At 70.2% G+C, this 9,914-nt stretch carries 10 protein-coding genes and 1 pseudogene; 9 read left to right on the forward strand and 2 right to left on the reverse strand.

The window, feature by feature from the left end; genetic code table 11:
* Window positions 1–9 precede the first annotated feature (9 nt).
* Both PSEJ35_RS0112860 and PSEJ35_RS0112865 read right to left on the reverse strand, forming a co-directional pair.
* Complete coding sequence (locus PSEJ35_RS0112860) at window positions 10–939, reverse strand: HlyD family efflux transporter periplasmic adaptor subunit (protein ID WP_051412678.1); 930 nt, start codon at window positions 937–939, stop codon at window positions 10–12.
* Window positions 940–967: 28 nt separating this feature from the next.
* Window positions 968–1,669 carry a TetR/AcrR family transcriptional regulator gene (locus tag PSEJ35_RS0112865; RefSeq protein WP_232207665.1) on the reverse strand — a complete coding sequence of 234 codons (702 nt, stop codon included), beginning with the start codon at window positions 1,667–1,669 and terminating at the stop codon, window positions 968–970.
* Window positions 1,670–1,798: 129 nt separating this feature from the next.
* On the opposite strand from PSEJ35_RS0112865, the gene PSEJ35_RS0112870 reads away from it, so the two are divergent.
* From PSEJ35_RS0112870 to PSEJ35_RS0112910, 9 genes and pseudogenes are all read left to right on the forward strand, one after another.
* Window positions 1,799–2,782: a PhoH family protein gene (locus PSEJ35_RS0112870; RefSeq protein WP_028918152.1), complete on the forward strand. Its 984-nt coding sequence runs from the start codon at window positions 1,799–1,801 to the stop codon at window positions 2,780–2,782.
* A 43-nt stretch (window positions 2,783–2,825) separates the two neighbouring features.
* A complete protein-coding gene (ybeY, locus tag PSEJ35_RS0112875) occupies window positions 2,826–3,308 on the forward strand; it encodes an rRNA maturation RNase YbeY (RefSeq protein WP_028918153.1) in 483 nt (160 codons plus the stop codon).
* Window positions 3,309–3,319: 11 nt separating this feature from the next.
* Window positions 3,320–3,916, forward strand: a complete 597-nt coding sequence (locus PSEJ35_RS0112880) for a hypothetical protein (protein ID WP_028918154.1) — start codon at window positions 3,320–3,322, stop codon at window positions 3,914–3,916.
* A 57-nt stretch (window positions 3,917–3,973) separates the two neighbouring features.
* Complete coding sequence (locus tag PSEJ35_RS0112885) at window positions 3,974–4,858, forward strand: transporter associated domain-containing protein (protein ID WP_028918155.1); 885 nt, start codon at window positions 3,974–3,976, stop codon at window positions 4,856–4,858.
* Window positions 4,855–6,069, forward strand: a complete 1,215-nt coding sequence (locus PSEJ35_RS0112890) for a DUF4105 domain-containing protein (RefSeq protein WP_051412680.1) — start codon at window positions 4,855–4,857, stop codon at window positions 6,067–6,069. Before PSEJ35_RS0112885 ends, PSEJ35_RS0112890 begins: the two co-directional genes overlap by 4 nt.
* 48 nt (window positions 6,070–6,117) lie before the next feature.
* On the forward strand, window positions 6,118–7,128 hold the full coding sequence (locus tag PSEJ35_RS0112895; RefSeq protein ID WP_028918157.1) for a magnesium and cobalt transport protein CorA: 1,011 nt from the start codon (window positions 6,118–6,120) through the stop codon (window positions 7,126–7,128).
* A gap of 139 nt (window positions 7,129–7,267) precedes the next feature.
* Complete coding sequence (locus PSEJ35_RS0112900; protein ID WP_028918158.1) at window positions 7,268–9,355, forward strand: carbon starvation CstA family protein; 2,088 nt, start codon at window positions 7,268–7,270, stop codon at window positions 9,353–9,355.
* A gap of 10 nt (window positions 9,356–9,365) precedes the next feature.
* Window positions 9,366–9,590 (forward strand): CstA-like transporter-associated (seleno)protein, encoded by a 225-nt coding sequence (locus tag PSEJ35_RS0112905; protein ID WP_028918159.1) that lies wholly within the window; start codon window positions 9,366–9,368, stop codon window positions 9,588–9,590.
* 119 nt (window positions 9,591–9,709) lie between these two features.
* Window positions 9,710–9,914 (forward strand): annotated as a pseudogene (locus tag PSEJ35_RS0112910) (ISL3 family transposase); the annotation flags it as partial.

Consider the following 9,914-nt stretch of genomic DNA (forward strand, 5'->3'; position numbering starts at 1 on the left):
CCAGCCGGCTCAGTCGGCCGCATCGAACTCCACCCGCGCCGGCAGGCCCACCGGCAGCGCCGCCACCGAGGCGTCGAGCTCGACTTCGGCCAGGTAGCTCAGGCGGGCGGCGTCGCGACCGGTCAATGCGTAGTACGGGGTGAAGGCCGGTTCGCTGCGGATCATGCGCACGCGCCCCGGATACCCGGTGTCGATGCCTTCCACGCGCACGCGGGCCGCCTGGCCAACCGCGATGCGGGCGCGCAGCGGCTCGGGCACGTAGACGCGCGCATGCGGCGCATCGCCTGTCAGCAGCACCGCCAGCGGCTCGCCGACCGGGGCACGGTCGCCGAGCCGGTACGGCAGGCTGTCGACCAGGCCGTCGCGCGGCGCGGTGACATCCAGTTCCTCGAGCAGCGCGGCCAGGTCGGCCACGTGCGACTCGGCGGCGGACAGCGCAGCGGCGGCCTGGGCCAGCTGTTCGCCGCGGGTGCCGCGCTCCAGCTCCAGCAGCGCCTGGCGTGCGGACTCCACCTGCGCGCGGGCGCTGGAGGCGGCAGCGTCCGCGCGATCCACTTTGGCAGCCGAAACCAGGCGCCGCTCGCCCAGCGGGGCGAGGCGCCTGCGGTAGGCATCGGCATCGGCGGCCTGGGCCTCGGCTGCGGACAGGGCCGCGCGGGCGCGGGCGATTTCCTCGCCGTGGGGGCCGGCCTGCAGCTCCGCCAGGGCCTGCGCCGCCTGGCGGGCCTGCGCGCGTGCGACCTCGAGCTGGGCGCGGGTGCGCGTGCGGTCCAGGCGCAGCAGTACCTCGCCGGCCTTCACCGGCTGCCCTTCACGCACCTTCACCTCGACGATGCGCTCGGACACCTGCGCTGGCAGGGTGATGCGGTCACGCTCGATCGTGCCCAGCGCCTGCGGCGTATCGCTACCGCAACCGGCCAGCGACAGCAGGGCCAGCATCGCCGCCAGGCAGGCGCGGCGTGCCGCCTTATCCACCGTTGCGTGGTTCCGCGCGGAAGCCGTGCTGCAGCAGTTCCAGCGTGTGCCGGCACACGTCCTCCTTGCCCAGGCCGCGCGCGTCGAGCAGCTGGCGCCACAGCGGTGCGGCCGCGGGCGGGAAGAAGGTCAGCGATACCAGCGACAGTTCCAGCAGGCGCGGATCAAGGGCCGCGTTCACCTCGCCACGGGCCTGCGCGGCGGCGAAGCGCGACGCCATCAGCGACACGATCGGCCGCCCGGACTCGTCGATGAGCACGGAAGTCAGTGCGCCGCCCTCGCTGAGCACCTCGCGCACCCACAGCGCCGGCACCCATGGATGCTTCTCGATGGTGTCGCTCATGCCGTTGACGAAGGCCGCGACCGCGGCGGTGATGTCGTCGCCCGCCGCCGCCGCCGCCACCGCATCCCGCATCGGCATGATCGCCGGCAGGATGCGTTCCTCGATCACGGCTTCCAGCAGGTGCTTGCCGTCGCCGAAGTAGTAGTGGAGCAGCGCCGGGGTGGCCCCCGCGTCGCGGGCGATGTCGCGCAGCCTGGTGGCGGCGATGCCCTGGCTCGCATAGCGGGCCAGGGCCGCATCGAGCAGCCGTGGGCGCAGGCCGGGGGCTTCGCCAGTCGGGCGCCCCCTCGTGCGCGGAGCGCGGGGGGCCGCGGGCTTGGAACCGGCAGGACGTGGCGTGCGCGGCATCATTGGATATTAAATATCCGTATAATTGGTTACAACCGTACCCTGACGGCCGATTCGCTGGTGGCGTGGCGAGCGCCGCGCTACCCTCTGCTTCCCTGCTTCCAACACCGCACGACCCATTGCGTGCGTCCCATGCCTGCCTCCTCCCAGCGCGACTTTACTCTCGAGCCGGCCGATAGCGAACGCCTGGCCAACCTGGCCGGTCCGTTCGACGGCCACCTCCGCCAGATCGAACTGCGCCTTGGCGTGGAAATCGCCAACCGCGGCAACGTGTTCCGGGTTACCGGCGCGGAGGATGCGGTCGCCAGCGCCGAGCACCTGCTGCGCGCGCTCTACGACGAAGCCGGCGAGACCACGTTCGACAGCCACGCCATCCACCTGCGCCTGAACCAGGCCAACGTCGACCGCCTGGACGATACCGGCTACCAGCCGCAGGAAGTGGCGGTGAAGGTGCGCCGCGGCACCATCCGCGGCCGCGGCGCCAACCAGGCGCGCTACCTGCACTCGATCGCCACCCACGACATCAATTTCGGCATCGGCCCGGCCGGCACCGGCAAGACCTTCCTGGCGGTGGCCATGGCGGTGGACGCGCTCAACGAGTCGCGCGTGCAGCGCCTGGTGTTGGTACGCCCGGCGGTGGAGGCCGGCGAGAAGCTCGGCTTCCTGCCCGGCGATCTGACCCAGAAGGTCGATCCCTACCTGCGCCCGCTGTACGACGCGCTGTACGAGATGCTCGGCGTGGAGAAGGTGGTCAAGCTGCTGGAGAAGAACGTCATCGAGATCGCGCCGCTGGCCTACATGCGCGGCCGCACCCTCAACGACGCCTTCGTGATCCTCGACGAGGCGCAGAACACCACCATCGAGCAGATGAAGATGTTCCTGACCCGGCTGGGCTTCGGCTCCACCGCCGTGGTCACCGGCGACATGACCCAGATCGACCTGCCCAGGCACGTGAAGTCGGGCCTCAAGGACGCCATCGAGGTCCTGCGCGACGTGGAAGGCGTGAGCTTCACCTTCTTCGAGGCGCGCGACGTGGTCCGCCACCCGCTGGTGGCGCGCATCGTCAGCGCCTACGACCGCCGCGACGCCCAGGACAGGGAGACCGGACCGGCATGATCCTTCCCGCAGACGCCGCCCGGCCGCGGCGAGAGTACGCACCATGACCCGTGGACCCGTGCGCCTGGACGTTGCCGTGAGCTATGCCGTGCCCCGCGCCGGCGTGCCGGCGGCGGTGAGTTTCCGCAAGTGGGTGGCGGCGGCGCTGAAGGGCCGCATCCGCGAGGCCGACCTGGCGATCCGCATCGTCGATGCGCCCGAAGGCCAGGCCCTCAACCGCCACTACCGCGGCAAGGACTACGCAACCAACGTGCTCAGCTTCCCGGCCGAGCTGCCCGAAGGCCTGCCCAAGGGGGTGAAGTTCCCCCTGCTGGGCGACCTGGTGATCTGCGCGCCGGTGGTGGCGCGCGAGGCCCGGGAACAGGGCAAGGCGCTGGCGGCGCACTACGCCCACCTCACCGTGCACGGCACCCTGCACCTGCTGGGCTGGGACCACGAGGACGACAAGGAGGCCGAGGCGATGGAGCAGCTCGAACGGGAGGTGCTGGCCGAGCTCGGCCTGCCCGACCCGTACGTGGAGCGCTGAGCGCGATGCGCCTGCGCTTCCTGGCCCCGCTGGCCCTGTCGCTCGCGCCGCCGCTGGCCGCCGCCGAGCCCGGTGCCGGGGCCCTGCCCGACCTGGCGGCACTGATCGAATGCCGCCTCGGCTACGACGATTTCATGGCCTACCAGCCGGTGCTGCGCGATCCGCTGAAGGCGGTCGCCCTGGGCTGGCGGCCGTTGCCGCAGGCCAATCCGTTCATGATCGAATACCGGCTGAACGCGCCGGTGACGGTGTTCGGCCACGCCAGCGACCACATCGCCTTCGCCGGCGACGGCGTGGTGGCGGTGCTGGACCTGCCCGACCCGCGCGTCCTGGCCCGCGACCTGCAACTGGAAACCGGCGTGGATACGGCGGAAAAGGCCCTGTTCGGCCGCGAAGTGCGCGCCGAGGAGACCCCCGGGCCGGACGGCACCCCCGGCTGGATCGATTCGGCGGTTATCAACGCTTCCAACGTGGATTCCCACCCCGGCAAGACCCTGGCCGGCTGCAGCTACAGCCTGGACCCGCCGGACGAGGCGGAGGAGCCCGCGGCCGGGCCGGCCCCGGCCAGCGTGGCCGCGCCCTCGCCCGCCCCCGCCGTTCCACGCTAGACTCACCGTCACGCCCGTTTCCCGGGCGCCCGCTTTCCAAGCGTAATCCTCCAACGAATGTCTGAAGACGACAGTAGTCGCAGCGCGCCGGAACCGCACGAACGCCGGCGCTCATGGCTGGAGCGGATCAGTTCCGCGTTCTCCGGCGAACCCGACACACGCGAGGACCTGATCGCGATCCTGCGCGGCGCGCAGGACGACGGCCTCATCGACGCCGACACCCTGCGCATGATGGAAGGCGCGCTGTCGGTGTCCCAGCTCACCGTGGGCGACGTGATGGTCTCGCGCTCGCAGATGGTGTCGCTGCCGGCCAATGCCCGCTTCCTGGACCTGATGAAGCAGGTGGTCGAGTCCGGCCACTCGCGCTTCCCGGTGCACGGCGAGGACCGCGACGAGATCCTCGGCATCCTCCTGGCCAAGGACCTGCTGCGCGGCGTGGTCGCCGACAACGGCCCCGGCGACATTCACGCGCTGCTGCGCCCGGCGGTGCTGATCCCCGAATCGAAGAAGCTCAACCTCCTGCTCAAGGAGTTCCGGCTCTCGCGCAACCACATGGCGATCGTGGTCGACGAGTACGGCGGCGTCGCCGGCCTGGTCACGATCGAGGACGTGCTGGAGCAGATCGTCGGCGAAATCGACGACGAGCACGACGAGGCCGAGGACGCCAGCGCGCTGATCGCCGCGCAGGCCGACGGCCAGTTCGTGGTCGACGCACTGACCCCGATCGGCGACTTCAACGAGCGCTTCGGCGCCACCCTGCCCGACGACGAGTACGACACCATCGGCGGCCTGGTCACCGAGGCCATCGGCCACCTGCCGGAAGTCGGCGAGGAACTGACCCTCGACCGCTTCCAGTTCCGCGTGATCCGCGCCGACGCGCGGCGCGTGCGCGCCTTCCAGGTGGCGGTGCTGGCGCCGCAGCCGGAGGACGGGGACTGGTGACCGCCAGCCCCCGCCACCGGCGCGCGCGCGCGTGGCCGGCCCTGGCTTCGCTGCTGCTGGCGCTGTGCCTGGCGCTGCTGGCCCTGCCCGCCATCGCCGCCGCGCCGCCGCGGATCGGCATCCTCACCATGCAGCCGGGCGAGGTGTTCTTCGAGCGCTTCGGCCACGACGCCATCGTGGTGGTCGACCCGCGGACCGGCGAGGCGACCTCGTACAACTTCGGCTTCTTCGACCCGACCGAACCGGATTTCATCAGCCGGTTCATCCGCGGCGAGATGATGTACCACCTGGTCGCGCTGCCGGTGGAGCAGGACCTGGCGCACTACCAGGCGACCGGGCGCGGCGTCGACGTGCAATGGCTGGACCTGGAGCCGGAACAGGCACGTGCGCTGGCCGACGCGCTGGCCGAGCGCGCCCGCCCGGAGAACTCGCGCTACCGCTACGACTACTTCACCGCCAACTGCGCCACCCAGGTGCGCGACGCGCTGGATGCGGCGATGGGCGGCGCGCTGAAGGCGCAGCTGGCCGGGCGTTCGCGCGGCAACACCTACCGCAGCGAGGCGGTGCGGCTGGCGCGTCCTGCGCCATGGATGTGGCTGGGCTTCGACCTGGGCCTGGGCCCGTACGCCGACCGCGCGCTGTCGCGCTGGGAGGAAGCCTTCGTGCCGATGCGCCTGGCCGACAGCCTGCGCGAGGCCCGCAACACCGCCGGCCGCCCCCTGGTGCTGGCCGAGGAGCCAGTGCTGCCGCACCGCATCGCCCCGGAACCGCCCGAACAACCGCGCCGCTGGTGGCCATGGGCGCTGGCCGGGATCGCGATGGCCGCCGGCGTGCTGGCCCTGCGCCGCCGCCCGCGCCTGCTGGCCGGACTGGCCCTGCCGCTGTGGCTGCTGTGCGGCCTGGCCGGCGCGCTGATGGCCTTCCTCTGGCTGGGCACCGCGCACCAGGCTGGCTGGGCCAACCGCAACCTGTTCCTGCTCAGCCCGCTGTGCCTGCTGTTGCTGCCGGGCGCCATCGCGCTGCTGCGCGGGCGCGTGCCGGGGCGCTTCTTCCGCGTCGTCCTGGCCGCGGTGGCGGCGCTGGCACTGCTGGGCTGGATCCTGCAGTGGCTGAGCCTGCAGCCGCAGTACAACCTGCCCTGGATCGGGCTGTTTCTGCCGCTGCACGTGGCGCTGGCGCTGGCGCTCGGACGCCCCCCGCGCGGGGACTGAGCGCTTCCGGCCTTGCCGGTACCAGGCCGCGGGCGCAGGATGCCCCGCATGGACAACGCCGCTGCTGCCACCAATCCCGCCTGCGTCATCAACTGCGTCTGGTACGACGGCGAGGGCCGCCGCCACGACCTGCCGCTGGAACGGCTCAGCGACATGCTCGACAGCGATGCCCCGGGCTTCGCCTGGGTCGGCCTTTACGAGCCTTCGGAAGCGGTGCTGGAGTTGCTGCAGGAGGAACTGGGCCTGCACCCGCTGGCGGTGGAGGACGCGCGCAACGCCCACCAGCGCCCCAAGGTCGAGGCCTACGGCGACACCCTGTTCCTGGCCGTGCACACCGCGGAGATGGTCGAGGGCGAGATCCGCTACGGCGAGACCCACGCCTTCCTCGGCGCGCGCTTCCTGCTGACCGTGCGCCACGACGCCTCGCTGTCCTACGCCCAGGCCCGCGCCCGCCTGGAGCGCGAGCTGGAGCTGCTGCGGCTGGGCCCGGCCCTGGCCCTGTACGCGGTCCTCGACTTCATCGTCGACAACTACGCGCCCATCGTCGACGAACATCGCCAGACCCTGCAGCGGCTGGAACGCGACATCTTCTCCGACACCTACCGCCGCGCGATCGTGGTGCGCCTGTACGACCTCAAGCGCGACCTGACCTACATGCGGGTGGCGGTATCGCCGCTGCAGGACGTGCTGGCGCAGCTGATGCGCAGCCAGGTGGCGCAGGGCCAGCTGGTCCGCGAGGAGGCCCGGGTCTACCTGCGCGACGTGCACGACCACGTGCTGCGCATCAACGACACCATCGACACCCTGCGCGACATGCTCGGCACCGCCCTGAGCGTCAACCTGTCGCTGGTCACCGTGGCCCAGGGCGAGACGGTGAAGCGGCTCGGCGCGTGGGCGGCACTGCTGGCCGCGCCCACCCTGGTGACCAGCTGGTACGGCATGAACTTCGTGCACATGCCGGAACTGCAGCCGAAAATCGCCTATCCGCTGCTGATCGGCGCGGTAGCGGGCATCTGTCTGGGGCTGTACGTACTGTTCAAGCGCGCGCGCTGGCTGTGACCCGGTTCGCGCAGGCACATTCTGCTGCGAACGCACATAGGACCAAAGTCGGGCGCGTTTAGCGCGCGTTCTTGATTGACCTGTAACGCCGCGCGACCGACCCTTGGGGATGCCTCCCCATCGCCGGAGTTCGGCTCCCATGAAAGTTCTCTCCAAGGTCGCCTGGGCCGCGCTCGCGCTGCTGGGCGCGTTCTGCCTGGGCACCGTGGCGTTGCGCCGCGGCGAATCGATCAGCGCGCTGTGGATCGTCGTCGCCGCGATCTCGATCTACCTGGTCGCGTACCGCTACTACAGCCTCTACATCGCCCGCAATGTGATGGGGCTGGATCCGCGCCGGGCCACGCCCGCGCACATCCACAACGACGGCCTGGACTACGTGCCCACCAACAAGCACGTGCTGTTCGGCCACCACTTCGCCGCCATCGCCGGCGCCGGCCCGCTGGTCGGCCCGGTGCTGGCCGCGCAGATGGGCTACCTGCCGGGCATGATCTGGCTGATCGCCGGCGTGGTCCTGGCTGGTGCCGTGCAGGACTTCATGGTCCTGTTCATCTCCAGCCGCCGCGACGGGCGCTCGCTGGGCGACCTGGTGCGCGAGGAGATGGGACCGGTCCCCGGCACCATCGCCCTGTTCGGCGCCTTCATGATCATGATCATCATCCTGGCGGTGCTGGCGATGATCGTGGTGAAGGCCCTGGCCGAAAGCCCGTGGGGCATGTTCACGGTGATCGCCACGATGCCCATCGCGATCTTCATGGGCATCTACATGCGCTACATCCGCCCCGGCAGGATCGGCGAGATCTCGGTGGTCGGCATCGTCCTGCTGCTGCTGGCGATCTGGTTCGGCGGCAAGGTCGGCGCGCACCCGACCTGGGGTCCGGCCTTCACCTTCACCGGCGTGCAGATCACCTGGATGCTGATCGGCTACGGCTTCGTCGCCGCGGTGCTGCCGGTGTGGCTGCTGCTGGCGCCGCGCGACTACCTGTCGACCTTCCTCAAGATCGGCGTGATCGTCGCCCTGGCCATCGGCATTTTCATCGCCAGCCCGGAAGTGACCTCGCTGAAGATGCCGGCGCTGACCCAGTTCGCCGCCAGCGGCGACGGCCCGGTGTGGAAGGGCGGCCTGTTCCCGTTCCTGTTCATCACCATCGCCTGCGGCGCCGTCTCCGGCTTCCACGCGCTGATCAGCTCGGGCACCTCGCCCAAGCTGCTGGCCAACGAGACCCACGCCCGCTACATCGGTTACGGCGGCATGCTGATGGAGTCGTTCGTGGCGATCATGGCGCTGGTCGCGGCCTCGATCATCGAGCCGGGCGTGTACTTCGCCATGAACAGCCCGGCCGCGGCGATCGGCACCGAAGCGGCGGACGTGGCCGCCAAGGTGAGCAGCTGGGGCTTCGCGGTCACGCCTGAGATGCTGACCCAGACCGCCAGCAACATCGGCGAGCACACCATCATCTCCCGCGCCGGCGGCGCGCCGACCCTGGCCGTGGGCATCGCCATGATCCTGCATGACGCCCTGCCCGGCGGCGACGCGATGATGGCGTTCTGGTACCACTTCGCGATCCTGTTCGAGGCGCTGTTCATCCTCACCGCCGTGGACGCCGGCACCCGCTCCGGCCGCTTCATGCTGCAGGACCTGCTGGGCAACTTCGTCCCGGCGCTGCGCCGCACCGAGTCGTGGGGCGCGAACGTGATCGGCACCGCCGGCTGCGTGGCGCTGTGGGGCTACTTCCTGTACCAGGGCGTGGTCGATCCGCTGGGCGGCATCAACACCCTGTGGCCGCTGTTCGGCATCGCCAACCAGATGCTGGCCGGCATCGCCCTGCTGCTGTGCACGGTGGTGCTGTTCAAGATGAAGCGCGACCGCTACGCCTGGGTGACCATCGTGCCGACCGTGTGGCTGCTGATCTGCACCACCTGGGCGGGCCTGATCAAGATCTTCGACAGCAACCCGGCGGTGGGCTTCATCGCCCAGGCGCGCAGGTACCAGCAGGCGATCGCCGACGGGCAGCTGCTGGGCACGGCCAAGGACATGGGCCAGATGAGCCAGGTCATGGTCAACAGCTACATCAACGCGACCCTGACCGCGCTGTTCCTGTTCGTGGTCTTCAGCATCCTGGTGTACTCGGTCCGGGCCATCCTCAAGGCGCGCCGCACGGCCGAACGCACCGACCGCGAGACGCCGTTCGTTCCGCTCGCCGACGACCAGGTCAAGGCCTGGCTGTAAGGAGGACGCCATGGGCACCCAGCTCGTTCCGCTCGACCACTTCGCCACGCACAAGCGTGTGTGGCGGAGGCTGGTGCAGACCGCACGCCTGTGCTGCGGGATCCCGGACTACGACAACTACGTCCGGCACATGCTGGAGAAGCACCCGGACCGGGAGCCGATGGACTACAAGACGTTCTTCCGCGAACGCCAGGAAGCCCGCTACGGCGGCCGCAGCGGGTTCCGCTGCTGCTGAGTTCGCGACCAGGGGAACAGGAAAGGCGAAGCGCGAGCTTCGCCTTTCTTTTTTGTCTCTTTTGAATTCCGAGTGGATGCCGGGCAGGATTCGGCTCTCCTTATCTGAGCCCTGACCCCATGGACGAGAGGCTGCTTTTCGCGTCGGCCCTCAATCTGGCCCAGCCTTGGTACGTGAGCGGTACGCGCTTCGATGCCCAGGCCAGGTCGTTGACGATCCTCATCGATTTCACTGCGGGCAGCCGCTTCGCGCACCCTGCCGCATCGGGGCAGCACCCGGTGCATGACACCCAGATCAAGCCCTTCCGGCACCTGAACTTCTTCG

This window comes from Pseudoxanthomonas sp. J35 (assembly GCF_000513995.1).
Classification (GTDB): Bacteria; Pseudomonadota; Gammaproteobacteria; order Xanthomonadales; family Xanthomonadaceae; genus Pseudoxanthomonas.

Bases quoted from the DNA above. Each gene is read 5' to 3' on its own strand.
- PSEJ35_RS0112860 (WP_051412678.1), bottom strand. From the start codon at position 939: ATGCTGGCCCTGCTGTCGCTGGCCGGTTGCGGTAGCGATACGCCGCAG.
- PSEJ35_RS0112865 (WP_232207665.1), bottom strand. From the start codon at position 1,669: ATGATGCCGCGCACGCCACGTCCTGCCGGTTCCAAGCCCGCGGCCCCC.
- PSEJ35_RS0112870 (WP_028918152.1), top strand. From the start codon at position 1,799: ATGCCTGCCTCCTCCCAGCGCGACTTTACTCTCGAGCCGGCCGATAGC.
- ybeY (WP_028918153.1), top strand. From the start codon at position 2,826: ATGACCCGTGGACCCGTGCGCCTGGACGTTGCCGTGAGCTATGCCGTG.
- PSEJ35_RS0112885 (WP_028918155.1), top strand. From the start codon at position 3,974: ATGTCTGAAGACGACAGTAGTCGCAGCGCGCCGGAACCGCACGAACGC.
- PSEJ35_RS0112895 (WP_028918157.1), top strand. From the start codon at position 6,118: ATGGACAACGCCGCTGCTGCCACCAATCCCGCCTGCGTCATCAACTGC.
- PSEJ35_RS0112900 (WP_028918158.1), top strand. From the start codon at position 7,268: ATGAAAGTTCTCTCCAAGGTCGCCTGGGCCGCGCTCGCGCTGCTGGGC.
- PSEJ35_RS0112905 (WP_028918159.1), top strand. From the start codon at position 9,366: ATGGGCACCCAGCTCGTTCCGCTCGACCACTTCGCCACGCACAAGCGT.